The 25,227-nt window shown below is 70.5% G+C and carries 18 protein-coding genes and 3 tRNA genes; 12 read left to right on the top strand and 9 right to left on the bottom strand.

Annotation, left to right across the window (positions count from 1 at the left end; genetic code table 11):
- Positions 1–6: 6 nt before the first annotated feature.
- Positions 7–657 (bottom strand): GPP34 family phosphoprotein, encoded by a 651-nt coding sequence (locus ACIOHP_RS24715; protein WP_401890885.1) that lies wholly within the window; start codon positions 655–657, stop codon positions 7–9.
- Positions 658–949: 292 nt separating this feature from the next.
- Here ACIOHP_RS24715 and ACIOHP_RS24710 point away from each other — a divergent pair, with 292 nt between their 5' ends.
- The 4 genes from ACIOHP_RS24710 to ACIOHP_RS24695 all read left to right on the top strand — a co-directional run bounded on the left by ACIOHP_RS24710 (position 950) and on the right by ACIOHP_RS24695 (position 5,690).
- Positions 950–2,572, top strand: coding sequence for an ABC-F family ATP-binding cassette domain-containing protein (locus ACIOHP_RS24710; protein WP_361494514.1), 1,623 nt, complete (start codon positions 950–952; stop codon positions 2,570–2,572).
- A 229-nt stretch (positions 2,573–2,801) separates the two neighbouring features.
- Positions 2,802–3,578, top strand: coding sequence for a dimethylargininase (gene ddaH, locus ACIOHP_RS24705; RefSeq protein ID WP_361543356.1), 777 nt, complete (start codon positions 2,802–2,804; stop codon positions 3,576–3,578).
- A gap of 216 nt (positions 3,579–3,794) precedes the next feature.
- The gene (locus ACIOHP_RS24700; RefSeq protein WP_361543359.1) at positions 3,795–4,769 is read left to right on the top strand and encodes an acyl-ACP desaturase; all 975 of its coding nucleotides are present in this window, start codon (positions 3,795–3,797) and stop codon (positions 4,767–4,769) included.
- Positions 4,770–4,850: 81 nt separating this feature from the next.
- Complete coding sequence (locus ACIOHP_RS24695; RefSeq protein ID WP_401890881.1) at positions 4,851–5,690, top strand: hypothetical protein; 840 nt, start codon at positions 4,851–4,853, stop codon at positions 5,688–5,690.
- Positions 5,691–5,704: 14 nt separating this feature from the next.
- Here ACIOHP_RS24695 and ACIOHP_RS24690 read toward each other — a convergent pair.
- Positions 5,705–5,780: transfer RNA gene (locus ACIOHP_RS24690), tRNA-Trp, on the bottom strand.
- Between the two features lie 90 nt (positions 5,781–5,870).
- Between ACIOHP_RS24690 and ACIOHP_RS24685 the strand changes: the two genes are divergently transcribed.
- Together ACIOHP_RS24685 and ACIOHP_RS24680 are read left to right on the top strand one after the other, a co-directional pair.
- Positions 5,871–7,277 carry a hypothetical protein gene (locus ACIOHP_RS24685; RefSeq protein WP_401890878.1) on the top strand — a complete coding sequence of 469 codons (1,407 nt, stop codon included), beginning with the start codon at positions 5,871–5,873 and terminating at the stop codon, positions 7,275–7,277.
- Positions 7,278–9,077 carry an AAA family ATPase gene (locus tag ACIOHP_RS24680; RefSeq protein ID WP_401890876.1) on the top strand — a complete coding sequence of 600 codons (1,800 nt, stop codon included), beginning with the start codon at positions 7,278–7,280 and terminating at the stop codon, positions 9,075–9,077.
- A gap of 3 nt (positions 9,078–9,080) precedes the next feature.
- On the opposite strand, the gene ACIOHP_RS24675 is transcribed toward ACIOHP_RS24680, so the two are convergent.
- The 4 genes from ACIOHP_RS24675 to ACIOHP_RS24660 all read right to left on the bottom strand — a co-directional run bounded on the left by ACIOHP_RS24675 (position 9,081) and on the right by ACIOHP_RS24660 (position 11,823).
- On the bottom strand, positions 9,081–10,274 hold the full coding sequence (locus ACIOHP_RS24675; RefSeq protein WP_401890873.1) for a ribonuclease inhibitor: 1,194 nt from the start codon (positions 10,272–10,274) through the stop codon (positions 9,081–9,083).
- A complete protein-coding gene (locus ACIOHP_RS24670) occupies positions 10,271–11,623 on the bottom strand; it encodes an SDR family NAD(P)-dependent oxidoreductase (RefSeq protein WP_401890871.1) in 1,353 nt (450 codons plus the stop codon). The genes ACIOHP_RS24675 and ACIOHP_RS24670 overlap by 4 nt, the downstream gene beginning before the upstream one ends.
- A gap of 45 nt (positions 11,624–11,668) precedes the next feature.
- Positions 11,669–11,740 (bottom strand) — tRNA-Asp (locus ACIOHP_RS24665).
- An 11-nt stretch (positions 11,741–11,751) separates the two neighbouring features.
- Positions 11,752–11,823, bottom strand: a tRNA-Ser gene (locus tag ACIOHP_RS24660).
- Positions 11,824–11,920: 97 nt separating this feature from the next.
- On the opposite strand from ACIOHP_RS24660, the gene ACIOHP_RS24655 reads away from it, so the two are divergent.
- Positions 11,921–14,392, top strand: coding sequence for a hypothetical protein (locus ACIOHP_RS24655; protein ID WP_401890868.1), 2,472 nt, complete (start codon positions 11,921–11,923; stop codon positions 14,390–14,392).
- Here ACIOHP_RS24655 and ACIOHP_RS24650 read toward each other — a convergent pair whose 3' ends face one another.
- Positions 14,393–14,638 carry a WhiB family transcriptional regulator gene (locus ACIOHP_RS24650; protein ID WP_199924482.1) on the bottom strand — a complete coding sequence of 82 codons (246 nt, stop codon included), beginning with the start codon at positions 14,636–14,638 and terminating at the stop codon, positions 14,393–14,395.
- Positions 14,639–14,879: 241 nt separating this feature from the next.
- Between ACIOHP_RS24650 and ACIOHP_RS24645 the strand changes: the two genes are divergently transcribed.
- On the top strand, positions 14,880–15,665 hold the full coding sequence (locus tag ACIOHP_RS24645; protein ID WP_401890866.1) for a VOC family protein: 786 nt from the start codon (positions 14,880–14,882) through the stop codon (positions 15,663–15,665).
- Positions 15,666–15,711: 46 nt separating this feature from the next.
- Entirely contained in the window at positions 15,712–17,196 is a 1,485-nt protein-coding gene (locus ACIOHP_RS24640) for a HEAT repeat domain-containing protein (protein WP_401890863.1), read from the top strand.
- Here the strand turns inward: ACIOHP_RS24640 and ACIOHP_RS24635 are convergent.
- Entirely contained in the window at positions 17,193–18,200 is a 1,008-nt protein-coding gene (locus ACIOHP_RS24635; protein ID WP_361543386.1) for a LacI family DNA-binding transcriptional regulator, read from the bottom strand. The two genes, ACIOHP_RS24640 and ACIOHP_RS24635, sit on opposite strands and share 4 nt — an antisense overlap.
- A 138-nt stretch (positions 18,201–18,338) precedes the next feature.
- Here ACIOHP_RS24635 and ACIOHP_RS24630 point away from each other — a divergent pair, with 138 nt between their 5' ends.
- Complete coding sequence (locus ACIOHP_RS24630; protein ID WP_401890860.1) at positions 18,339–19,205, top strand: hypothetical protein; 867 nt, start codon at positions 18,339–18,341, stop codon at positions 19,203–19,205.
- Here ACIOHP_RS24630 and ACIOHP_RS24625 read toward each other — a convergent pair.
- Positions 19,199–20,167, bottom strand: a complete 969-nt coding sequence (locus ACIOHP_RS24625; RefSeq protein WP_361543392.1) for a multicopper oxidase domain-containing protein — start codon at positions 20,165–20,167, stop codon at positions 19,199–19,201. The two genes, ACIOHP_RS24630 and ACIOHP_RS24625, sit on opposite strands and share 7 nt — an antisense overlap.
- Before the next feature lie 189 nt (positions 20,168–20,356).
- Here ACIOHP_RS24625 and ACIOHP_RS24620 point away from each other — a divergent pair, with 189 nt between their 5' ends.
- A complete protein-coding gene (locus tag ACIOHP_RS24620; RefSeq protein ID WP_401890857.1) occupies positions 20,357–22,837 on the top strand; it encodes a ThuA domain-containing protein in 2,481 nt (826 codons plus the stop codon).
- A 47-nt stretch (positions 22,838–22,884) separates the two neighbouring features.
- Positions 22,885–25,035, top strand: a complete 2,151-nt coding sequence (locus ACIOHP_RS24615) for an OmpL47-type beta-barrel domain-containing protein (protein WP_401891485.1) — start codon at positions 22,885–22,887, stop codon at positions 25,033–25,035.
- Positions 25,036–25,227 lie beyond the last annotated feature (192 nt).

The following is a 25,227-nucleotide window of genomic DNA, read 5'->3' as shown; positions in this document are numbered from 1 at the left end:
ACCCCCTCAGACCCCCGTCGGCATGGCGGTCGCCGTCAGCGCCGTACCCAGCTCGTCCATGATCTTCCGCAGCCCCGGCGCCGCCGCACCACTGCGCTCCCCCAGGTCCGCCAGCCGTTCCTGGTACTGTCCGCGCTCCTTGCGGGCGACCAGGGCGCTCACCCCGGCCGCGGCCGCCAGCACGACGACGGCCGCGTCCCGCTCGGAGACGTCCGCGGGCCGCACGGGCCCTTCGAGGACCTCCCGCGCCTCCTCGCGCAGCGCGTCCACGACGGCGACCCGTTCCAGGGCGTACTCGACGGTCGGGAAGAGTCCGAGGGCCCGGCGCTTGTCCGCCCTCAGGTACCCCTCGGCGGCGAGCTGTTCCCGTACGGCCTCCGCCGTCACGCGCGCGTGCAGCGGCACCCAGCCGCGCCACCGGTGCGGCCTGGACTCGCGTACGAGTTCCAGGAGCCCGTCGAGGACGGCGTCACCGGTGCGGGAGTCCATGTCGACCGGGGTGGCGATGCCGTCGTCGTCGACGAGCAGACCGCGCTGGGCCAGCTCGGTGAGGGCGCCGGCCCGTACCAGGTGGGGGGTGCCGGCGAGCTCGTTCCTCGTGGTGTCCCAGGCCAGCAGATAGAGCCGGGCGGGCAGCGACAGCGAGCCGTTGGGCACGGGGCCTCCTCAAGTGCGATCGGGTCTCACGTTAATTCGTTGACAGCCTTCACGCCCTCTCCTACGGTGTATGACGGTCCTGTTGCCGCCGATTGGAGAAGGACGTTGCTCGTCTGAGGTCCTGAGACACCGCGTCACACACCACCTGTGTGTGCGCTGCGTGCGACCTCGGCGTTCGAGCCGTCCTCCGGTGCAGGGCTCTTCTCATGCCCGCGGAGTCCGGCTCCTCCTTGGTCCCAGGTGTCTCGATACGCGTTTGCCCCCTGTCGCATCGAGCAACCGCGAGGCCTGTATGTCTACTTCCCTCACTTGCACGTCCCTCTCCTTCGCCTGGCCCGACGGCACCCCCGTCTTCGAGGACCTGGACATCGCCTTCGGCCCGGGCCGGACCGGACTGGTCGGCGTCAACGGGTCGGGCAAGTCCACCCTGTTGAAGCTGATCGCCGGTGAACTCACCCCCGCCGACGGCGCCGTACGCGTCGCGGGCGAGGTGGGCTACCTCCCGCAGAGCGTCACGCTCGACACCGCTTTGAAGGTCGACGAGGCGCTCGGTATCGCCGACCGGCGTGCCGCGCTGCACGCCATCGAGGCGGGCGACGTGGCGGAGGCGCACTTCGAGACGGTCGGCGACGACTGGGACGTCGAGGAGCGCGCCCTGGCCACACTCGGTGAACTCGGCCTCGGCCACATCGGGTTGGACCGGACGATCGGCGAGGTGTCCGGCGGCGAGTCGGTGCTCCTGCGGCTGGCCGCGCTGCTGCTGCGCCGCCCGGACGTACTGCTCCTGGACGAGCCGACGAACAACCTGGATCTGTACGCCCGCCGGCGGCTCTACGGGGCCGTCGCGTCCTGGCCGGGCGTCATGATCGTGGTCAGCCACGACCGGGAACTCCTGGACCTGGTGGACCAGATCGCCGATCTGCGTTCCGGCGAGGTCACCTGGTACGGCGGCACCTTCTCCGCCTACGAGGAGGCTCTCGCCGTCGAACAGGAGGCCGCGGAGCGGATGATGCGGGTCGCCGAGGCGGATCTGAAGAAGCAGAAGCGCGAATTGTCCGATGCCCAGATGAAGTTGGCCCGCCGCAAGCGGTACGGGCAGAAGATGTGGGACCAGAAGCGCGAGCCGAAGATCGTCATGGGTGCACGCAAGCGCGCGGCGCAGGAGTCCGCGGGCAAGCACCGCATCATGCACGAGGAGCGGCTCGCCGAGGCCAGGGAACGGCTGGACGAGGCGGTGGAGGCCGTACGGGACGACGACGAGATCCGCGTCGAGCTGCCGTACACAGCCGTACCGCCGGGCCGGAACGTCCTGACCCTCATGGATCTGGAACTGGCGTACGGGGCCCGGGTGAGAGGCGGCTTCGACCTGCGCGGACCCGAACGGATCGCGCTGATCGGGCGCAACGGCGCGGGCAAGACGACGCTGTTGCGGACCGTCGCCGGGGAGCTGGAGCCGGTGGCGGGCGAGGCGACGGCCCATGTGCCGCTGCGTTTCCTGCCCCAGCGTCTGGACGTTCTCGACGACGAGCTCACCGTCGCCGAGAACGTGGCCCGGTTCGCGCCGGGCGCCACCAACAACCGGGTGCGGGCCCGTCTCGCCCGCTTCCTGTTCCGGGGCGCCCGCGCCGACCAGCAGGCGGCGACCCTGTCCGGCGGCGAACGCTTCCGGGCGGCGCTGGCCGCGCTGATGCTGGCCGAGCCGGCACCGCAGCTGCTGATGCTGGACGAGCCGACGAACAACCTCGACATGGCGAGCGTGCGGCAGCTGACGACCGCGCTGGAGTCGTACGAGGGGGCGCTGATCGTGGCCAGCCACGACCTGCCGTTCCTGGAGTCGATCGGCATCACCCGCTGGCTGCTGCTGGACGGGGAACTGCAGGAAACCACGCCGGAGGCTGTCGGGTATCCCGCCTAGCGTCGGGCGGGTGCCCGATTTCCCGTCGGCCTGGGGCCGGAGGGGGCGAAGTGATCTTCGAGGGGGCGCCGCGGGATCTTCTCGCGGCGCCGGGCTCGGTTACCGCCGCGTATCTCAGGAGGGCCACAGCCTGGCACCGGGGGTTTTGTGCACGCGGGAGCGCCCTGCATGATGGCTGACCGGTGCCGCTTTTCCGGGGTGCCGTCCATGCCGCCGTTACGGAGTCCCTGTGCCCAGCAAGAAGGCCCTCGTCCGCCGCCCCAGCCCGCGCCTCGCCGAAGGACTGGTGACGCACATCGAGCGCGAGAAGATCGACCTCGATCTCGCGGTCGAGCAGTGGGAGGCCTACGTCGAGACCCTGAGCGCGCACGGCTGGGACACGGTCGAGGTGGATCCGGCCGACGACTGCCCGGACTCCGTGTTCGTCGAGGACACGGTCGTCATGTACAAGAACGTCGCGCTCATCACCCGGCCCGGCGCCGAGTCCCGGCGCCGGGAGACCGCGGGCGTCGAGGAGGCGGTGGCCTCGCTCGGCTGCTCGGTGAACTGGGTGTGGGAGCCCGGCACACTCGACGGCGGCGACGTCCTGAAGGTCGGCGACACGATCTACGTCGGGCGCGGCGGCCGGACCAACGCGGCCGGCGTACAGCAGCTGCGGGCCGCCTTCGAGCCGCTCGGGGCGCGGGTCGTCGCGGTGCCGGTGAGCAAGGTGCTGCACCTGAAGTCGGCGGTCACGGCACTCCCGGACGGCACCGTGATCGGACACATCCCGAAGGTGGACCGGCCCTCGCTCTTCCCGCGCTTTTTGTCGGTGCCCGAGGAGGCCGGCGGCCACGTCGTGCTGCTCGGTGGCCATAAGCTGCTCATCTCGGCGAGCGCGCCGAAGACGACGGAACTGCTCGCCGACCTCGGCCACGAGGCGGTCGTCGTCGACATCAGCGAGTTCGAGAAGCTCGAGGGATGTGTGACATGCCTCTCGGTCCGGATGCGGGAGCTGTACGCCTGACCGAGTGAGCGGATCACCCGTTCAGCCCCGGGACCTGCGGTCCTGGGGCCTTTGGCGTAGGCCCCGGAACACTGGCTGATCAGGGATCTTTACAGCGCATTTAACCTACGGTCTCGTAACCTACGGATTCGTAGCCTACGCTTTCGTAAGTTCCGTAGGATCCGGCAACCGCTCGCCGGTTTGTTCAGCTTTGTCACACGTCCCCCTGGAGTCCCCGTGACGATCGCCACCCCTCACCTCGGCAGCCCTTCCGTCTGGACCGACGCCAAGCTGCTGTACGCCCTGGAGGAAGTGGTCGAGAAGGAACTCAACCGGCACCTCAAGGTCACCAAGGACTGGATGCCGCACGAGTACGTGCCGTGGAGCGACGGCCGTAACTTCCCCGGCTTCTTCGAGGACGGCGAGGCCTGGGACAAGGAGCAGTCGAAGGTCACCGAGATCGGCCGCATCGCGCTCGTGGTGAACCTCCTGACCGAGGACAACCTCCCCAGCTACCACCACGAGATCGCCTCGCTCTTCGGCCGCGACGGCGCCTGGGGCACCTGGGTGCACCGCTGGACCGCCGAGGAGGGCCGCCACGGCATCGTGATGCGCGACTACCTCCTCGCCTCGCGCGCGGTGGACCCGGACAAGCTGGAAGCGTTCCGCATGTCCCACATGAGTGAGGGCTTCGAGTCCGACAACCGGCACTCGATGCTGCACTCGGTCGCCTACGTCGCCTTCCAGGAGCTGGCGACCCGCGTCTCGCACCGCAACACCGGCCACCAGTCGGGCGACCCGGTCTGCGACCGCATGCTGGCGCGCATCGCGACCGACGAGAACCTCCACATGGTCTTCTACCGCAACCTCCTGAAGGCCGCGTTCGACCTGGCCCCCGACCTGACCATGCAGGCCGTGCGCGACGTCCTCGTCAACTTCCGCATGCCCGGCCACGGCATGCCCGGCTTCGAGCGGTTCGCGGCGCAGATGGCGATCGGCGAGGTGTACAACCTGCGCATCCACCACGACGACGTCATCCAGCCGGTGCTGCGGTTCCTGAAGGTCATGGACATCGACGGTCTCGGCCCCGAGGGACAGAAGGCGCAGGACGAGATCGGCCTGTACATGGGCGCTCTCGACTCGGAGGCCTCCAAGTTCGACGAGAAGCTCGCCGCGCGCAAGGCGCGGATGGCGGCGCGCGCCGCCGGCTGACGTCACCCGGAAACACACGAGCCGGCCCGCGCGGAGAAATTTTCCGCGCGGGCCGTCTTGCACGTGCGGCATCATGCGGCCATGCGGCAGAACAGCACGGTGGAACAGGCGGTCGGCTCTCTGCTCGGCCTGGTCGACGGGGAGACCGCCGAGCGGGTACGGGCACGGATCGGGATGCCCTCTCCCGAGCGGTCCAAGGCCACCGCGGAGCGGTTGCGACGGGCATGGACGTGGGCGACGCAGCTGCCGGCCTCGGTGGCGCTGTGGATTCTCGAGAACGACGATCCGGCGCTCAACGCCGTCGTGTGGAGGTACCTCGGTACCGACTCGGGGCTGCGCAGGGCCGTCGCGCGCGGCGTGCCGTTCGGTCCCGGCCGCACCGGGACCATCCGCGTCGACCGCACGCTGCCGGGTCAGGAGCCGGAGATCCCCGAGAGCTACGTCCGCCATGGCCTCGTCGGCAGTCTGCGCGAGGTGGATTCCATGGCCGCGGGACGCGCCGCCGCCTCCATGGTGCTGACGCGCGCCGACTGGCAGGCCGTCGGCGAGGCCGACGGCGAGCACCCGCTGCCCGGCTACACGCGCTGGGCGCTCTCCGTACGCCCGGACTGCCCGCCTTCCGTGCGCGCGGGATTCGGCTCGCACGCCAAGTTCACCCATCGGCTCCGCCAGGCGGGCGTGTACGACGGTCCCGCCGAGTACGTGACGTCCGAGGGGCCGGCCGTCCGCGTCCTCGAGGTGCTCGCGATGGGGCACGTGCTGTTCCCGAACCGCGTCGAGGAGGCGGAGGCCGCGCTCCGCCCGCTGGTCCGGGAGCACTTGGGCGACCGTGAGGAGGCGTGGGCGGTGCTGGCCCAGCTGATGGAGAGCTTCCACGGGAACGTGCCGGAACTGGTGGTGACCGCCGGCGCCATCGCCTAGGCCAGGCCCAGGGGGGCGGGGCGGCTGGATTCGAACCAGCGTGTTCTGGTTTTGGAGACCGGTGCGCCTGCCTCTGCGCTACGACCCCGCCCTTGACGCCAGATCGTAATGCCTTGGCCCGATGTCAGTGCGCCCTGGTACCAATGAGGCACGGGGGCAGGCCAGTACGGGGGGCACGAGATGGCGTACGGAGAGCGGGGGCGGCGTCCCCCGGTGGTCGACCTCGGCGACCGCAGGGCACTGGAGGCGTACCGCCCGGCGGATCCGGAGGTGGTGGAGGAGGCGCGGCGGCTCAAGGAGGCCGCGCTGCTGGACTTCGGGCTGACGCAGTCGGCGGTGGCGTCCTGGCTGTACGCCAAGTGCCACCACCAGATCCCGACGACCGCGATCGACACGGCGGCCGTGGTGGCGTCCGGCGACGGCACCTGTCTGCTGCTGTTCAACCCGGACTTCTTCGTCGGACTCGGCCTGGACGGCGTGAAGTTCGTCCTGTTCCACGAGGCCCGCCACCTCGTGCACCGCCATCTGTTCGCCGACCCCGAGCTGCACGACGACCCGGTCTTCGAGCTGGCCGCCGAGGTGTCCATCAACCATGTGGCACTGATCCGGCTCGACAGGCGCGAACTGCCGCTGCTGGACGGGCGGCCGACGGGCATCGACCCGCGTGGGGTGTACGAGCGCTACCGCGCGGACCTCACGGCCCACGGCCTGGAGCCGGTGTCGTACGAGACGTTCACCGAGACGGACCTGCGGGTCTACGGCGAGCTGAAGCGGATGCACCGCCCGCCGGTCCCGGAGCGCCGGCTGTGCGTGCGTCTGGCGGAGGGCGCCCCCGTCCCGGCCGACCAGGAGACCGTCGACGCGGTGACCTCCTCCGCGCTGCTCAACTCCCTGCTGGCGGCCCGGCGCGGGCACGCGGGCGCGGAGCGGGAGCTGCTCGACCTCATGGACCGGACCCAGGACGGCAACGCCCGGGCGGCCCGGATCTGGGGGAACCTGGGCGCGGGCATGCTGCGCGGCGAGACCACGCGCACGCGTACGGTCGACTGGTGGCAGCGCTGGCTGGTCGACGTCCTCGGTTCCAGACTGCGCGACGGTGAGCGGCTGGTGTACCCGAAGAAGCGTGGCGCCCTCCTCGCGGCCCTCGGCCAGGATCCGATGCTGGCGCGGCGCGGCCCGGTGCGGGACAAGGTGCTCGTCGTCGCGTACGACACCTCGGGCTCGATGCCGCACCATGTGATCACCTGGCTCACCGAACTCGTGGGCAGGATCGACGGCGTTCAGGCGCACTGGCTGTCCTTCGACGCCGTCGTGATGCCCTTCGTGCCGGGCGAGCGGGTCTACGGCGGAGGCGGCACCAGCTTCCAGGTCGTCGCGGACTACGTGGAGGGCCGTACGGAGGTGAACGGGCGGCGTTTCGAGGAGACCCCGGACGCTGTCGTGGTGCTCACCGACGGATACGCGCCGACGATCACGCCCGCCGAGCCGGACAAATGGATCTGGCTGATCACGGAGGGCGGCGACGAATGGCCCGAGAGGCACACACCCGCGATGGACTGCCATCGCGTCACCACGGGATCGCGGTAAATGACCACGGAAACAAGGCAATCGACGACCGTCTCGCGGCTCGAGTCCTTCATCGACGCGATGATCGACATGGGCCAGACGGGCCAGATCTTCGGCGAGCACGGCATCGGCAAGACGGCGACGTTCTTCTCGCACCTCGCCCGCGCCCACCCGGACACCGCGCTGGTGTACGTGCCGGCGGCGAACCTGACGCCGGACGACCTGCTCGTCAACGCGCCGGTGCGCGATCCGCACACCGGTGAACTGGTGCTGCGCCAGCTGGTGATGAGCCAGCTGAAGCCCGGCACACCGTTCGTGCTGCTCATCGACGACTCGCTGCAGGCGGGCGACACCATCCAGTCGCAGCTGATGCAGATCGCGTGCAACTGGACGCTGGGCGAGCACGATCTGCGGGCCCTGGGCTGCGTCGGGGTGTTCCTGACGGACAACGAGTCACTCGCGGAGACCTCGTCCCGGCGCGGGGACCTCGCGCTCCTGGACCGCATGGTCACGATGCGGATCACGGCTAACGACACGTCCTGGCGCAGGCACCTGGCGGCCAAGTACCGCCCGTGGGACCTGCGTCCGGTGTTCTCGCTGTGGGCGTCCCTCTCCCCCGCCCTGCGCGAGCGACTCTCCCCGCGCACCCTCGACCATGTCCTGGCCAACGCGAGGGAAGGCTTCCCGCTGCGCTGGGGCCTGCCCCTGGTGGACGGTGAGCGGCTGCGGCTGGCGGAGCCGGGCCCGGACGGCAAGCCCGGCCAGAACCGTACGCACGAGATCCTGGACCGCATCGCCGAGTCGCTGGGCGTGGCCAACCCCTCGAGGATTCCCGACCCGGTACGGCAGGTGGTGCGCGCCGCGCTGCGCAACCGCTGGACGGTGCTGCTCCAGGGTCCTCCCGGGTGCGGCAAGACGGAGCTGGTGCGGGAGACGGTGCGCGAGGGGCTCGGCCGGGACGCGCTGTACTTCTCGCTGCCGGTGACCAACGTCGAGGACCTGTGCGCGCCGATCCCGTCGGCGGACGGCACGCTGGACAATCTGCTCGCCGCGCACTTCACGGGTCCGGATCCGAAGGTGATCGTGTGGGACGAGTACAACCGGCCCAAGGACAAGGCCGCGTTCGCCAAGCTCATGGAGATTACCCAGGAGTGGTCGCTGGCCGGGCGGCGGATCGAGAACCTGCGCGCCCAGATAGCCGTCCAGAATCCGCCGTACCACCTCGGCCGCAAGCTGCTGGTGTCCCGGAACAACATCGCCCAGGCGACGCGCTTCACGGCCTCGCTGACCGTCGAACCGGAGGACATCCCGGCCAACGAGTGGCTGCTCGCCCACTACGGCTCCGACGCCGAGACGGTCCTGGAGTGGTGGAAGCACGACATCGACGACGACGGCCGGGCCTGGATCACCAAGCGCACGCTGGAGCGGCTCATCAAGCTGCACCGGCGCGGGCTGCCGCTGGAGATGGGCACGGTGTATCTCGGTGACGGCGAGTACGCGCCGGTTCCGCTCACGGCCCTCATGGATCGCTTGAAGGGGCGCCAGGTCACGGGCCTGCGCGAGCTCGCCCGTGACGCCGACGCGTGGGAGGCCCGACTGCGTCGCGCCGCCGCGCACTCCGACGAGGGCGGCGACGACAGCGACGTCGTCCACCAGATCCTCGCCAACGCGGAGCTGTCCCAGCTGAAGAAGCACCGCGCGGTGGTGGCACGCCTGGTCGCGCTGCTGCCGGCGAAGCTGCGGGCGACGTATCTCGTGGGGGCGTCGGAGCGGCAGCAGCGGTTCTGGACGGAGGTGTTCGTGGGGATGCGGAAGCGGTGAGTCTCAGGCGTCGGGCGGGGCCGTCCTGTGCACGCTCCGCACGGCGGCCACGTCGGAGGGGACCGCCGGCCGCGGAAGGTGGGCGCTGAGCGCCTCCAGGCGGCGTTTGACGCTGGCGGCGATGCCGTGGCCGAGGACGAAGCGCGTGGCCGTGACGGCGCGGGGTGCGGTGTCGAGGAGGCGGTGGGCCTCGCGGCTGCGCATGCCGGTGTGGGTCAGGACCAGGTGGGTCAGCCGGTGCTCGGCGGCGGCCAGGGTCTCGGCCATCGTCTCGGCGGCCGTCAGGTCGATGTGGTTGTCCACGGCGCCCAGGACCGCCGCCGCGCGTACCCGGCCGAGGTCCAGCAGGGTGACCCCGGCCGTGGTGGCCGCCGTCACCAGCCGGGCGGCGGCCCGCGCTCCGATGCCGTTGCTGGCGACGGCGAGACGGGTGAGCCGTCCGTGCGGCGCCCGCTCCAGGGCGTCGGCCAGCCGGAGCGCTCCCGCGTCCCCCAACCGGGCGGCGGACACATACAGTTCGTCGATCGCGCCCGCCGCCACGACCGCGCCGAGCGCTTCCGCTCCCGCCTCACCCAGCGGGTTGCCGCCGACGAAGAGCCGTTCGATACGGCGCCCGTTGCCGGCGGCCGCCAGCAGCGCGTCGGCGAGGACGACGGCACCGGCCGCGTCGAGGCCGGTCTGCACGAGGTCGAGGGTGCGCAAGGACCGTGCGGACTCGATGAGTTCGGCCGCGGCCCGCCCTCCCCCGGTGCCCAGCGGATTGCGTTTGAGCCACACCCCGGTGACGACCTGCGGAGAGGCCCGCAGCTGGTCGGCGATCCGGCAGGCGCCGCCCGCGGTGATCCCGTTGCAGCCGAGGTAGAGCGTCTCGACGTCCTCGCTCGCCCCGGCCACGACGGCCGCCCCGGTGTCGCCCAGCCCGTCCGTGCCGAGCAGCAGATGCCGTACGGGAGAGGGCCCCTGGGCCAGCGCCTCGGCGACCAGGGCGGCGCCCTCCGCGCCCAGCTCCTGCTTGCACAGGTCGAGGCGGCCGTCGGGCAGCGCCGTACCCGCCGGGAAGTCCAGCCGTTCCCCCGCCGGGCGCCCGGCGCGCAACCAGTCCAGCAGCGGGGCGAGTTCGGCGACCGGGCGCGGCACGACGGACGGCACACCGGCGAACCCGTCCGCCGCCGGCCGTTTCCCCTCGTCCGATGTCACCACTGCGCCTCCCGATAGTCCTTGAGGAACACCCCGGACACCGGGTCGCCCGCCTCACCCCGCACGATCGGGTCGTACACCCGGGCCGCCCCGTCCACCACGTCCAGCGGTGTCCGGAACCCGGCCTCCGCCATCCGCGCCTTCTTCGGCGCCGGGTTCTCGTCGGTGATCCAGCCGGTGTCGACGGCGCACATGTGGACGCCCTGCTCGGCGAGTTCGGCGGCGCTGGTGCGGGTGAGCATGTTGAGGGCGGCCTTGGCCATGTTGGTGTGGGGATGACCGGCCATCTTGTTGCGGACGGCGAAGCGGCCTTCCACCGCGGTCACGTTGACCACGTACCGGCGCGGCCGCGGCGAGGCGAGCAGCAGGGGCAGCAGCCGGTCGCACAGCAGGGCCGGGGCGAGGGCGTTGACGAGCTGGGTCTCCAGCACCTCGGCCGGGTCGAGGGCGCCGAGCCGCGCCGACCAGGAGTTCTCCGGGGACGGATCGGGCAGCAGTCCGGCCTCGTCGGCCTCGCGCAGGGCCGCCGGCAGGGACGCGGCGCCGCTCTCCAGCATCCGCATCGGCGTGAAGCCGGGCGCCTTGCGCGCTCCCTCGGGCAGCGTGTCGTACTCCCCGGAGGCGAGCAGCGCGTACGACTCGGGCGGCCGCCGTACGGTCTGGGCGGCGTTGTTGACGAGGATGTCGAGCGGCTCGCCCTCCTGCCGCAACTCCTCGCACAAGCCCAGCACTTGACGCGGGTCACGCAGGTCGACGGCGAGCACGCTCAGCCGGTCGAGCCACTTCCCGCTGCCCGGCTCGGCGCGGAAGCGGCGCACGGTGTCGTGCGGGAAACGCGAGGTGACCAGGACCTCCGCGCCGTCGCGCAGCATCATCAGCGCCAGCTGGAAACCGATCTTCACCCGGCCGCCGGTGAGCAGCACGCGGCGCCCGTCGAGGTCGGCGCTCAGAGCCCGCCGGGCGGAGTTGTCGGCGGCGCAGGCGGGGCAGAGGCGGTGGTAGAAGGCATCGACCTGTTGATAGGGCGACTTGCAGACATAGCAGGTGCGCGGCTTGCGGAAGACACCGGGATCGCCGGCCCCGGCCAGGGGCGCGTCCTCGCGGCGGCTCAGCGCGCCGGTCGCGGTCGCGGCCATGGCCCGCGCGTCGGCGGCGGAGGCTTCGGCGCCCCGCGTCTTGCGCCGCCGCAGCCGTCCGTCGCGGGCGAAGGAGGCGGCGACCTGCTCGGCGCGCAACCGCACCGGGTCGTCGACGGGCAGGGCTCGCAACTTGCCCATGACCTCGTGGAAGGCGGCCAGTTCGGCCTCGGTGACCGCCTCGTGCCCCGGAACGGACAGTCCCGCCTCCATGATCGCCTCGCCCCTGTCCCGTCCCCGACCGTCACCGTCGTACCGCGGTCCCGACCGGATTCGAACCGGCGTATCCGCCCTGACAAGGCGGCGAGTCTGCCTCTGCTCTACGGGACCCCGCGCACGCATCCGAACGACCGGATTCGAACCGGCGTGGTCGCCTGAGCAAGGCGGTGCGCCTGCCTCTGCGCTACGTCCGGACGCGCCCCCGGATCCTAACCGCACCCCGAACGGCCGGTCGCACCGATTTACGGGAGGCCCCGTCGGTGCAACGGTGCCCGAAGGGGGTGACACACCATGGCCCAGACCCATGAGTGGATGTTCTACGAGGTCATGTGGCGCGCCTGGGCGGGTCGGGAACAGGTCCCGTACCCGGTGCCCTGGTGGGCGCAGCAGGCCTTCCGACGCTGGAGCGACGACTTCGACTCCGGCACCTACGAGTCCAAGGAGGCGGCCTTCGCCTCCAACGCCCTGTACCGGTACTGGCACATGGTCGGCGTCAAGGACCACCGGCAGGAGTCCCTGATCGGCCAGGCGGGCGAGATCGAGCCGGTCTACGACAAGTACAGCCTCTGCTTCTTCCTGCACGATCCGGCCACGGGCAAAGTACGGCTGCCCCAACTCCCGGACAGTGGACGGGTGGAGCAGCGGTTGGAGGCACCGCATCTGCCGGTCGTGCTGACGACGTTCCGCACCGCGGACGACGTCGAGTTCGTGCAGCGCACCTTCGGCGGCACCGTCGGCGCGAGCCAACGGGACCTGGTGGTCACGCGGGTGACCGTGGGCAGTCCGACGGGACAGGAGCGCACCGGGCTGCTGTGCGCGGCGGTACTGCCGGCCGGGCCCAGCGGCTTCCAGCGGCACGACCGCAACGGACGGCAGATCACCGACCGGCGGCTGACGTTCCTGCGGCATCTGCCGAACGAGCAGCGGGTGGAGACCAACGCGGGCTGGGGCCCGGTCTTCGACACCGCGCCCCAGCAGTACGGGGTCTACGGCAACCCGGACTTCTCCTCCGACCCCGCCTCGTATCTCACCCGCAGCGCCTTCCACGACCTGGCCGTCGGCGGCAAGCTGAACGGCGCCCTGGAGGCGCAGGACCAGGTGGCGGGGCTGTGCAGCGCGGTGTTCGCGTGGCCGTTCCAGATCGCCGAGGACGAGGTCTTCGAGATCGACGTACGCCTGCCCGTCGACCAGTTCTCCGGCTCCACCGACCTCGCCGAACTCAGGGGCACGCCGGGCACCGAACTGGAGTCCGCCAACCGGGACTTCTGGACGGGGAAGCTCCTCGGGCAAGGCCTCCAGCCGGGGCTGCCGCGCCCGGTGGCGCACCTCGCCGACCAGTTCCGGCAGGCGCGTTCACAGCTGCTGATCCTGTCCGACCACGGCGAGATCCATCCCGGTCCGACCGTCTACGACTCCTTCTGGATCCGCGACTCCTCCGTCGAGGCGACGGCATGCTCGCTCGTCGGTGACTCGGCACTGGCCGAAAGGCAGTTGGGAACCCACTACCCGCTCAAGTTCAACCGCGGGACGGGCCGGATCGGTCCGTGCGCCGAGTACGGCTTCTACGGCGGCCCGCACGAGAAGGACGACCGCGAGTGGGACAGCAACGGCCAAGCCCTGTGGGCGATCGGCCGGTTCGACCGCACGAGCGGCCGACGGGCGGCGTTCGGGGCCAAGTTGTACGTCCCCTATGTGCGCGACGCGGCCCGCTGGCTGCGGGACAACCGCGACCAGTACGGCCTGTTGCACAGCGGCTGGAGCGCCGAGCATCTCGGCGAGCGCGACAAGCCGCACTACTGGGACGACTTCTGGGGCCTGGCCGGGCTCTACGAGGCAGCGCGGCTCGCCGAGCGCATCGGTGCGCCGGAGGCCGGTGAACTGTGGTGCGCCTTCGACGACTTGAAGCGCGCCACCGCCGAGTCGATCCGCTGGGTGCTGGGCGAGCAGCAGCGACGCGGTGCCTGGGAGACGTACATCCCGACCGGTCCCGGCGACGTCGGACGGCGCGACTCGACGATGATCGGCGCGGCCGCCTACTTCCACCCGCTGCGTCTGCACATGGGCAGCAAGCTGGGCGACGACATCGACCGGGCGGCGCGCTTCACGCTCGACACCATGTACGCGCACTTCGTCACCGGCGGCTTCCGGCACGACGCCGCCTGGAACGCGTACGGGCCCTATCTGACCATGCAGTTGGCGCACGCCTGTCTGCTCGCCGGTGATCCGGGGCGGATGGACGAGCTGCTCGGCTGGACGATGGACGCGGGCTTCCCGAGCGTGGCCGGGCGCGCGGCGGCGCTGGGCGCCTGGAACGAGCAGCACGCGTACCCGGTGGCGTCCGACTTCGCTGAAGCCCCGTTCAGCCGCTGGTACATGGGCGACATCCCGCACGGCTGGGCGGCCGCCGAGTATCTGCTGCTGATCCGCGACATCCTCTTCTTCGAGGCCGACGAGGACCACGACCCGCACCTGTACATCGCTCCCGGCGTACGACCGCACTGGGTGCCGGGCGGCGAACGGATCACCGTGGCCGAGGCCCCCACGCTCTTCGGCTCGCCGTTCGGCTACCGGCTCGCCCACGACCCGGCCGCGCGGACGGTGACCGTGGACATCACCCAGGCGCCGGAAGGGGTGCGGTTCGTCTATCCGTGCCAGTTCGGCGAGGTGCGCTCGGTCGAGGCGAACGGGCAGGAGCTCGCCGTGACCGGCCAGGACGTGCGGGTGCCGGCGGGGACGTGGCGGTTCGGTGTGACGTACGCCTGATCAGTGAGATGTACGCCTGATCTCCAGGCGTTCCTTCTCCGACAGGCCGCCCCAGACACCGAAGCGTTCGTCGTTGTCGAGGGCGTACTCCAGACAGGCGGAGCGGATCGGGCACAGGCCGCAGATCCGCTTCGCCTCCCGTACGGAGCTGCCCGGCTCGGGGAAGAAGAAGTCTCCACCGGTCTGCGCGCACAACGCCTCGTCCTGCCAGTCCAGGCCGGGCGGGGTGATCGTTTCGATGAGCATGGTGAGGATCGTGCCGGGCGGCGAAAAACGTTCGATCAACGCGGGATCAACGCCGCGTGCGCAGGCCCCCGGCAGCCTCGATGGTCCTCCGCCGCACGGCGTGGCGCACGGCGGCGCGCGGAATCGCGGGAAAACTGGGAGAGGCCTGCCGGACACGGATGGTCACTGCCCGGGGCGATTGTCAGTGGGCGGTGCAAGACTCGGCAGTGCAGTGGACGGGACCCTTCAAAGGAGGGCAACGATGCTCACCACCCGTTATGTCACCGGCGCCCCGAACTGGCTCGATCTCGGCACCCCCGACATCGACGGCGCCGCTTCCTTCTACGGCGCGCTGTTCGGCTGGCGGTTCCAGCCGGGGCCGCCCGAGGCCGGCGGATACGGCTTCTTCCAGCTCGACGGGAGGACGGCCGCGGCCGGCATGCAGAACCCGCCGGAGCAGGGCCCGCCCTCCTGGACGGTGTACTTCCAGACACCGGACGCGGACGCCACGGCGAAGGCCGCCGAGCAGGCGCACGGCGCGGTGCTGATGCAGCCCATGGACGTCATGGACCAGGGCCGCATGGCGATCCTCGCCGACAAGGCGGGGGTCGCCTTCGGCATCTGGCAGCCCGCCCGGAACAAGGGCCTCGACGTCGTGCAGGAGCCCGGCTCGCTGTGCTGGCTGGAGCTGTACACACCGGACCAGCCCGCGGCCGCGTTCTTCTACAACGCCGCCCTCGGTCTGGAGACCTACGGCGTCGACTTCCCCGGCGGCACGTACACCACCGTCAACCCCGCCGGTGCGTCCGAGGACGCCATGTTCGGCGGCATCGTGCCCCTGGCCGAGGCACCAGGGGAGACGGATCCGTACTGGCTGCCGTACTTCGAGGTCACGGACCCGGACGCGGTGGTGTCCACGACGCGGGAGCTCGGCGGCACGGTCCGTATGCCCGCCACGGACGTGGCGGGCGTCGGCCGCGTGGCCAAGCTGGCCGATCCGTACGGTGCACGGTTCGCGGTGCTCAAGAGCGACCCCGGGCAGGGTTGACGAGGCCGCGAGGAGGCCGGTCGGTGCGCGCCCGTAGCCTGTCGGGATGTTCAGGACGTTCACCGAGCGCCGGGCTCGGAAAGAGCAGGAGCGGCAGCGTGAGCTGTCCGTACGGCTGAGGTCGCCCGAGCCGGAGGTGCGGGCGACCGCCGCCGGCGAGATCGCCCAGGAGCGGGACACGGCCTGGGCGATACGGGAACTGGCTCAGGCGATGGACCGGGAGCCGTCTCCGGCCTGGTTCGACGGCGTCGCGGGGCCGTTCTGCGATGCCGTGTGCCGTGATCGGGTGGTACGGGAACGCGTGGAGCGGATGTTCGCCGCGCACGGCGATGCGCCGGCCGACCTGGTGCGTGCCTGGACCGCCTTCCTGGCGGAGTTCGGGGCGGGGACCGCGCTGGACACCGTCGACGACGAGTTGGCCGCCGAAGTGGGTGCTCGGCTGCGGCGCGTGGGTGAGCAGGGCGGAAAGTTCCGTGAACTGTCCGGGACGGACTCGGACTCCCTCGACTACGTGGTCACGTTCGGCGTGACCGTCGAACTGCTTCATGACGCCGTACGCCGCTACGCTCCTCTTCCCGCGGACGACATCGACCGTGCGCGGCGCGCGACCCGGGAGACGCTGGAGCGGGCCCTCGCGCACCCGGCGGAAAGCGACGACCGCTACGGGCTGCTGGTTTCCCTCTGTGAACGGCAGGATGACGAGACCTGGGCGGACCGGCAGCTGGACGCCCTGCGCATCAGGGAGGCACTCGACCTGTGCGGGAGCGCCGCACCGGACCGCGTGGCGCTGGGCGTGGAGACCCTCGCCATCATGCTCCACGTCCACGACGCGTGCCTGCACGACGTCGTCCGCGAGACGCTCGACCGTCTCTGCGTGCCGGACCAGGATCCGTTCACCTTCAGCGAGGTCCTGAGCTGCTATGCCGCGCTCCACGCCGACCGACGCCTGGACGACCCGCCGGTCGAGCTGTTCCTCGCGGCGCTCGGTCACCCCGACCCGCTGGTACGGGCGAACGCCGCGGCCGGGCTGGACACCATCGCGCCCGGACTGCCCGAGGAGTCACGGGCCGTCGCCGCCCTGATCGAGGCCATGGAGCACGACCCGGACATCGAGGTCGTGCGCTCGGCGGCGTACGCCCTCGCCACGATTCGCTGTACGGAGGAGGCCGATACCCGTGCCGCCTCCGCGGCACTCGCGGGCCAGGCCGGATCGCCGGACCCGGGTCTGCGCGTGGCGAGCGTGGACGGAGCACTCCACCGCGACGAGCCCGGAGCGTACGACCTGCTGACGGCCGAGCTCCGACGGCCCGATGTCGAGGCCCGGTTCATCAGCTCCGTCGGCTTCTTCCTGGATATCGGAAAGCAGCCTTCGAAGGATGTGACCGCGCAATGGACTCGTCTGCTGGAGGCGCTGCGCCAGGGCGGCTGGACCGACCGGCCGAACGAGCACGAGGACGGCGACGACACGGAGCCCGACTTCCGGGCGGCGCTCCTGGAGCTGACGCTGGACAAGCTGCACGCCCACACCTAGGCGGACGCCCGCCGCACCAGCGTCGTCCGCAGCACGACGCTGGACGCGGCGCCGGCCGTCCCCAGCAGCAGCCGGGCCATCAACCGCCCCATCTCCTCGATGTCCTGACGGATCGTCGTGAGCGGCGGATCGGTCTGCTCCGCCACCGTCAGCATGTCGTCGAACCCGATCACGGCCACGTCGTCGGGCACGCGCCGGCCCCGCTCACGCAGCACCCGCAGCGCCCCGGACGCCATGAGGTCGTTCGCGGCGAACACGGCGTCGACATCCGGGCAGCGCTCGAGCAGCTCCCGCATCGCCCGTTCCCCGCCCCCGGGAGTGAAGTCCCCCTCGACGACCAGCTCCGGACCGGTGTCCCCCACGACGTCCCGGTACCCCTCCAGCCGGTCCACCGCCGACGTCTGGTCCAGGGCACCGGTGATGTGCGCGACGCGCGTGCGGCCGAGGCCCAGGAGATGGCGTACCGCGTCCCGTGCCCCGCCCCGGTTGTCGCTGTCGACGAACACCACGTCACGGCTGCCGTCGCTCCACCCGGGCCGCCCGCCGAACACCGTCGGGATACCGGCCCGCTGGATCAGTCCGGGCAGCGGATCGTCGAGGTGCAGGGAGAAGACGAGCGCCCCGTCGACATGGCCGCCGGAGAGGTAGCGGCCGACCCGGGCGTGGTCGTCGCGCCCCTCGGTCAGCAGCAGCACCAGCTGGTTGTCGTGGGCCGTCAACTCCTTGCTGATTCCCCTGAGTTGCAGCGCGAAGAAGGGGTCGGCGAAGACCCGGGTCTCCGGTTCGGCGACGACGACGGCGATCGCGTCGTGCCGGCGCGTCACCAGGCTGCGGGCGGCCTGGTTGGGCACGTACCCCAGCTCCTCCACCGCCCGCCGGACCCGCTCGACGAGCGGTTCCCGCACGCCGTCCCCGCCGTTCACCACCCGGGACACGGTGGCCCGCGAGACCCCGGCCCGCTCGGCCACGGCCTCCAGCGTGGGACGCGGCGCTGTCTCGGTCACTTCGGGGCCCTCCTCGCGGTTGCGGATCAGGATAGCCCTGGCCGGAGGAGTCGTGAGAGCGCTCTCCGGGGACCGGAATCCGGTTGCTCCCGAGGTCGACACGGCCAGACCATCGGCGTATGACCACGAGAAGGGCCCATGCCCGCTGACCGCCACCTGGCCCCGTACGCGCGCCTGCCCCGCGCGTACCGCGACCGGGAGGTACTGCACAGCACCGTCGACGCCTTCGGCCGTGCGCATTGGCTGCTCTGCGGCACTCGGAGCCCGCACGGTCCGTACGACGCACTCGTGGTCACCGTGGAGGACGGCTACGCGGACGAGACGCGTCTGAGCGCGGTGGAGCCACGTCACCCGATGATCGACGCCCTGCCGGACGGCGGATTCTTGCTGGCCGATGTGCGCAGCCGGGCCGGGGACGACCAGGTACAGGTATTCGACGCGCTGGGTCGCCCTTCGGGCAGGTTCCGGGTGGGCGACGGCATCGAGCACTTCCTGACCGACGCGTCGGGGCACGTATGGGTCGGCCACTTCGACCAAGGCGTCCTGGGCGACCGGCTCAGCGAGCCCGGCATACGTCGGTGGAGCAGCGCGGGAAGGCCGCTGTGGGAGTACGACGCGGCTCCCGGCGACCAGCCCGTCCTCGACTGTTACGCCCTCAACGTGGATCACCGCGCCACCTGGGCGTACCCGTACACGGACTTCCCTCTCCTGGAAGTCCGGGAGGGCCGACCGACCCGCGTCCGCACCACACCGGTCAGGTACGCCCACGGCGTCGTCGTCCACGGCAGGCAGGTCGCCTTCTTCGGCGGCCCCGGCGACACACACGACCGGCTCGTCACCGGCCGGCTCACCGCGACCACCGTCGAGGCCCTGGAGATAACCCGGCTCACCCACACGGACGGCACCCGACTCGGAGGCTGCCGTGTCGTCTGCCGCGGCCCCCGCCTCTACCTCCAGGAGCAACCCGGCACGGAATGGACCCTGTTCGACCTCTCCCGTCAGTGATCGTGCTCGTGCGGCTCGTACCCCGGAATCGTGCCGTCCGTCTTCTTCACCAGGAACAGCCCGACCATCCCCATGTCGGAGTGGCTCTGGACATGGCAGTGGTACATCCACGCGCCCGCCCCGACGCCCTCCCCCGCGATCACCTGGAAGCCGAAGGAGTCCGCGGGGCCCACGATCTTGTTGTCGATGACCTGGCTCGGGTCGTCGGGGCCGGTGAGCATGCCCGTGCGGTTGTCGGCCCAGCGGTGACCGTGCATGTGGAACGTGTGGTAGTACTCGCCGTGGGTGATCATCACGAACTCGACGCGATCGCCCACCGTGGCCTCGAAGTTCGGCCCGGAGTGCGCCGGCTTGTTGTTGATGAGCATGTCGTTGAAGACGATCGTGTGCGTCTTGTCCGGGAGGACGTCGCCCTTGCGCCGCACGATCACCGGACCGTACAGCCCTTTCCGGATGCCGACGGTGCCGTGCTCGGTCCCCACCACGTGGTCGTGGTAGTGCCAGTAGCCCGCGCTGCCCGCCCGCCAGGTGCCGTCCTTGCGGCGGCCGGGGGCATGGGTGCGCCAGGTGTAGGTGCGGGTGCCGCCGGGCTCGACGTCGCTCTTGTTCAACTTGGTGCCGTCGCTGGTGATTTCGTAGTCGAGGCCGTGGACGTGGAGGCTGGCCGCGATGTCCATGGTGTTCTCGAACTCGATGTGCAGCGTGTCGCCCTCGTTGAGTTCGATGAGCGGGCCGGGGATCGTCGCCTTGCCCTTCTCGAAGCCGTAGCCCAGCTGCCCGTCGGCGAGCTTCTCGGCGTACAGCTTGATGTGTCTCACCTCGCCCCCGGCCGGTGCGGTCCTGGCCGGCCCGTCGGCGCTGGCAGCGTCCGGCGCCAGCGACAACGATGTCGCGACAGCCCCGCTGCCCACGACGGCCGCGCCGCCCAGCAGTACCCGTCGATTGAACCCGCGTCTGTCCACGTGGAACTCCCCACCCTGATACGGAACTTGCGGAGACGCACCTGTGATGAACCTGTGAGACGGTACCGGCCGTTCCGCTGTTTTTCCACGCTCAGGACAAAGTTGGCCCCAACTCGGTCATAGGTATTGGCGAGTTGCGCAAAGAGGTCTAGCTTCCATCGCGCTGTTGCTGTGACCGAGGAGGTGCCCATGCACTTACGAGGACTGAGCGCGAGAAGACGGGTCGGCGTGGCGGGCGTGACCGCCGGGATCGTCGTCGCCGGACTGCTGTCGGGTCCCGCCGCCAGCGCGCGTCCGGCCCCGGAACCACCCCTGACAACGATGTCCGTGAAGTCGCCGCCGGGCGGCGCGAATGTACGCGTACTGGTCTTCTACGGTTCCGCTGCGGCCGGGGAGGAGTCGCCGGTCGTGAACGCGGGGATCGAGACGATCGAGAGGATCGGCCTGTCCGGGCCGACGGAGCAGCGGTTCACGACGGTGGCCACCGACGACGCGTCGGTCTTCACCGACGAGACCAAGCTCGGGCGGTACAACGCGATCGTCTTCCTGACCGGCGGCGGTGACATCCTCGATCCGGAGCAGGAGGCCGGCCTGGAGGCCTACATGGAGGCGGGCGGCGGTTTCGTCGGCGTCCATGACGCGGCACGCGCCGAGCCGTACTCGGACTGGTTCACGGGCCTGGTCGGCGCCCGTCCGGCGGCCTCCAGCCCAACGGCCGTACAACGGGCCGTCGTCGAGGTCGGGGACCGCCGGCATCCGGCGACCAAGGATCTGCCGGTGCAGTGGAAGCGGCCCGACCAGTGGTTCAACTGGGCCAAGAACCCCTCCGGCGAGGTCCACACCGTGGCCCGGGTCCGCGAGTCGACGTATCAGCCGGGAGCGAGCAAGAACGGCTGGGACCATCCGGTGAGTTGGTGCCGCGACTACGACGGCGGCCGTTCCTTCTACACCGGCATGGGCGGCACGGTGTCGTCGTACGACGAGACCGACTTCCGTGCGCATCTGCGCGGTGCCCTGCTGTGGACCTCACGGCTGGTGCAGGCCGACTGCAAGGCGACCATCACCGCCAACTACAAGGCGGAGCGCCTCACCCAGCCCAACCAGGCGGGGCAGAACGACCAGATCGGCGAGCCGCACGGCCTGGTCACCGCGCCCGACGGCCGGGTGCTCTACATCGGCCGGGGCGGCGCGGACTCCTCGCAGCCCGTGGTCACCGACTGGAACAACCCCGACATCGGCAAGGGCAAGGGCGAGATCCATGTCTACGACCCGAAGACCAGGAAGGTCACCCTCGCGGGGGCGTTGACGGTCTTCGGCAACAAGGGCGGCGGCGACGAACTGGTCAAGGTCGAGGAAGGGCTCCTCGGCATCGAGCTCGATCCGCGGTTCGAGGACAACGGGTGGGTGTATCTGCACTACACACCGCACGCGCAGATCAACCGCGAGACGCGCATGGCCGAGCGCCGGGTCTCCCGGTTCACCCTCGACCTGGCCAGCAACAAGCTGGACCTGGGCAGCGAGAAGGTGCTGCTGAAGTGGCCGGTGCAGATCCACAGTTGCTGCCATGCGGGCGGCGGGATGACCTGGGACTCGAAGGGCAACCTGTACATCGCGACCGGTGACAACAACTCCAGTGGATTCAGCGGTGGTTACTCGGGCAACAACCCGGAGCCCAACTACAAGGGCGTCTCCTTCGCCGACGCGCGGCGCACCGCCGGCAACACCCACAACCTCAACGGCAAGATCCTGCGCATCCACCCGGAGCCGGACGGGACGTACACCCTGCCCGCCGGGAACCTCTTCACCGGGCAGGAGACCGACGAGGGCGGCGGCAAGACCCGCGGCGAGATCTATGTGATGGGGGTCAGGAACCCCGCCCGTATCTTCGTCGACCGGAAGACCGACATCCTGTACGCCGGCTGGGTCGGCCCGGACGCCTCGGCGCCCTCGACGACCTGGGGCCCGGCCAAGTACGACACGTTCGCCGTCATCACCAAGGCGAGCAACCGGGGTTGGCCGTACTGCATGGGCAACAAGCAGCCCTACCGCGACCGCAACCTCCCCGACCCGACGAAGCCGCTGGGCTGGTACGACTGCGACCACCCGAAGAACGAGTCCCCGAACAACGACGGCCTCGTCAACCTTCCGCCGGTCACCGGCAACAACATCTGGTACTCGCCCCAGGGCGGCGCACCGGACTTCCCGCGCGACGCGAACGGCATCCCCTCCTACAAGCAGGAGGAGTCGACGTATCTGCTGCCGTGGCTGAAGGGCGGCGGACAGGCCGCGATGAACGGACCGGTCTACCGGTACGACACGGAGAGCGCCAGCGAGGTCAAGTGGCCCTCGTACTGGGACGGCAAGTGGTTCGTCGGTGACTTCTACGACGCCGACCAGCCGCGCAACGCCGTCATCACCGACCCGAAGACGCACGGGGACGGCGGACTGCCCGTGCACTCCGAGTCATTGAAGAAGATCGTGCCGATCGGCAACGACGGCATCAAGAACCTCATGGACTGGAAGTTCGGTCCCGACGGTTCGCTGTACGTGCTCGACTACGGCCGCGGCTTCTTCACCTCGGACGCCAAGTCGGCGCTGTGGCAGGTCACTTACAAGGGCGGCGGTCCCACTCCGGCTGCCGGTCAGCTGGCGAGGGGGGCCGCTCGGTGACACAGCGACGAAGAATCTGGACGGCCCTGCTGGCCGCCGTACTGATCATGCTCGGGCTGCAGACGGCACCCGTCTCCGCCCAGCAGCCCGTGGCGCAGGGGGCCGCCGCCCAGACACTCACCTGGACGGCCGGCGACGACATCACCAAGTACAACTCGGCGCCGACGACCGCGGTGGCGGGTCAGGCGACGATCGTCTTCGAGAACAGCGTGGCGACCGGCAACACCACCGGCATGCCGCACACGTTGACGTTCGTGACCTCGGACCCCGAGTTCAACAGCGATGTGCAGCTCAACATCCTCGCCAACCCGAACGACGACATGGGCGGCCGCCACACCGCCGAGGTCACCCTCACCCCGGGCCGGTACTTCTACCACTGCACGATCCCGGGCCACGGACAGATGCAGGGCATCCTCGTGGTGACCGAGGGCACCGGCGAGGACACCACCCCGCCCACGACAGCGGCGCAGGTGAGCGGGACACAGAACGCGCAGGGCGAGTACGTCGGCTCGGCGAGTGTCGCGATCAGCGCGACGGACAACGAGGGCGGGTCCGGGGTCGACGGTATCCAGTACGCGGTCGGCGATTCGGGCGACTGGCTGCCGTACACCACCCCGGTCGTCGTCGACCAGGTCGGCAGTCACACGATCCGGTACCGGGCGCTCGACAAGGCGGGCAATGTCTCCGCCGAGAAGAGTGTCCGGTTCACGGTGGTCCCGCCGCCCTCCGACGACACCGCTCCCCCGGACACCTCGGCGACGGTGACCGGCGAGCGGAACGCGGACGGGGCGTACCTCGACATGGCGACGGTGACCGTGTCCGCCTCGGACACCGGCTCCGGCGTCAACACCATCGAGTACGCCGTCGGCGACGGCGCCTGGCAGACGTACACCGCGCCCGTGATGGTGCACCAGCTCGGCACCCACACCGTGCGCTACCGGGCCACCGACAAGGCGGGCAACGTCGCCGCCGAGAAGAGCGTGCGGTTCACGGTCGTCGCGACACCCACCCCGGACACCACACCGCCGGTGACGGGTGCGACCGTCGAGGGCACGAAGAACTCGGCCGGGGCCTATGTCGGCAACGCCAAGGTGACCGTGAGCGCGACGGACGAGCACGGCTCCGGTGTCGACCGGATCGAGTACTCGATCGACGGCGGACCGTACATCGCCTACACCACACCGGTGATCGTCGACCGTGCCGGCACCCACACCCTGGCCTACCGGGCCACCGACAAGGCGGGCAACACCGCCGCCGCTCGCACGGTGACCTTCACCGTCGTGTCCAGCCAGGTCCCCGCACCCAACTGCCCCGAGTTCGACGAGCGGTTGACGGTGATCGTCGGCGAGATCGACTCGGGTGTGCCCAACCGGCTCACCAACAGCCGGTGCCGTATCAACGAGTTGATCGAGGACGAGAAGGAGTGGACCTCCCACGCCCTGTTCGTCAAGCACGTGAAGACGGTCCTCGACAAGCTCCTCAAGGAAGGGGTCGTCGACCAGCGCGAGTACAACGCGATCCACAAGGCCGCCCGGCAGTCCGGGGTCGGCAAGCCCGGGCAGACCGAGGGCTATCGGAAGATCCTCGACGGCAGCGCCGAGTCGTTCGCCAAGTGGCAGCAGGTGGGCGGCGGTTCGTTCGCGCTGAACGCCGACGGGTCGATCACCTCCGGCACGACCAAGGACGGGCTCGGCATGCTGTGGTTCCCGGAGCGCAAGTACGGCGACTTCTCGCTGCGGCTCCAGTGGCGGGACGACGCGCCGGGCACCGGCAACGCCAACTCGGGTGTGTTCGTGCGCTTCCCGTGGATCCACGACCATCCGGAGGAGTCGAGGCCGGAGTGGGTCGCCATCAAGTACGGGCACGAGGTACAGGTCCTGGACCGGCCCGACGGCGACATGTACAAGACGGGCTCGGTCTACGGCTTCGACCGCGTGGGCCTGGCCGGCGCGGGCGTGACCCAGAAGGGCACCTGGAACGACTACGAGATCCGGGTGGTCGACCAGCACTACTCGGTCTACCGCAACGGTGTGCTGATCAACGAGTTCGACAACATCGGCGGCCAGGACTTCACCCCGCCCCGCTCGGACGACCCGGGCACGGACGGGCGACGGTTCGCCTCCGGCTACCTCGGACTCCAGGTGCACGGCACCACGGACGTGGTCTCGTACCGGGACGTCAGGATCAAGGAGCTGTGAGCGCCGCTCTGCGGTGATTCCCAGGGGTGGGGGGCCCCCCCGGGGGGGGGGGGGGGGCCCCCCCCCCCGGGGGGGGGGGGGGGGGGGGGGGGGGGGGGGGGGCGGTGCCGGAGAGAGGACGGCGCCCGACGAGGGGAAGCGGTGCGTGTCGGCGGTGTGCCGTACCCACGTACGAGTGTCATGCGGAAGAGC

The organism is Streptomyces sp. NPDC087859 (assembly GCF_044742595.1).
Lineage (GTDB): Bacteria > Actinomycetota > Actinomycetes > Streptomycetales > Streptomycetaceae > Streptomyces > Streptomyces canus_F.
Note: the sequence above shows the minus strand (reverse complement) of the source record. Positions and strands in the feature narration are given on the sequence as shown.

Coding starts and splice junctions, on each gene's coding strand:
- ACIOHP_RS24710 (WP_361494514.1), top strand. CDS start 950: ATGTCTACTTCCCTCACTTGCACGTCCCTCTCCTTCGCCTGGCCCGAC.
- ACIOHP_RS24695 (WP_401890881.1), top strand. CDS start 4,851: ATGCGGCAGAACAGCACGGTGGAACAGGCGGTCGGCTCTCTGCTCGGC.
- ACIOHP_RS24685 (WP_401890878.1), top strand. CDS start 5,871: ATGGCGTACGGAGAGCGGGGGCGGCGTCCCCCGGTGGTCGACCTCGGC.
- ACIOHP_RS24680 (WP_401890876.1), top strand. CDS start 7,278: ATGACCACGGAAACAAGGCAATCGACGACCGTCTCGCGGCTCGAGTCC.
- ACIOHP_RS24670 (WP_401890871.1), bottom strand. CDS start 11,623: ATGGAGGCGGGACTGTCCGTTCCGGGGCACGAGGCGGTCACCGAGGCC.
- ACIOHP_RS24655 (WP_401890868.1), top strand. CDS start 11,921: ATGGCCCAGACCCATGAGTGGATGTTCTACGAGGTCATGTGGCGCGCC.
- ACIOHP_RS24650 (WP_199924482.1), bottom strand. CDS start 14,638: ATGCTCATCGAAACGATCACCCCGCCCGGCCTGGACTGGCAGGACGAG.
- ACIOHP_RS24645 (WP_401890866.1), top strand. CDS start 14,880: ATGCTCACCACCCGTTATGTCACCGGCGCCCCGAACTGGCTCGATCTC.
- ACIOHP_RS24640 (WP_401890863.1), top strand. CDS start 15,712: ATGTTCAGGACGTTCACCGAGCGCCGGGCTCGGAAAGAGCAGGAGCGG.
- ACIOHP_RS24630 (WP_401890860.1), top strand. CDS start 18,339: ATGCCCGCTGACCGCCACCTGGCCCCGTACGCGCGCCTGCCCCGCGCG.
- ACIOHP_RS24620 (WP_401890857.1), top strand. CDS start 20,357: ATGCACTTACGAGGACTGAGCGCGAGAAGACGGGTCGGCGTGGCGGGC.
- ACIOHP_RS24615 (WP_401891485.1), top strand. CDS start 22,885: ATGCTCGGGCTGCAGACGGCACCCGTCTCCGCCCAGCAGCCCGTGGCG.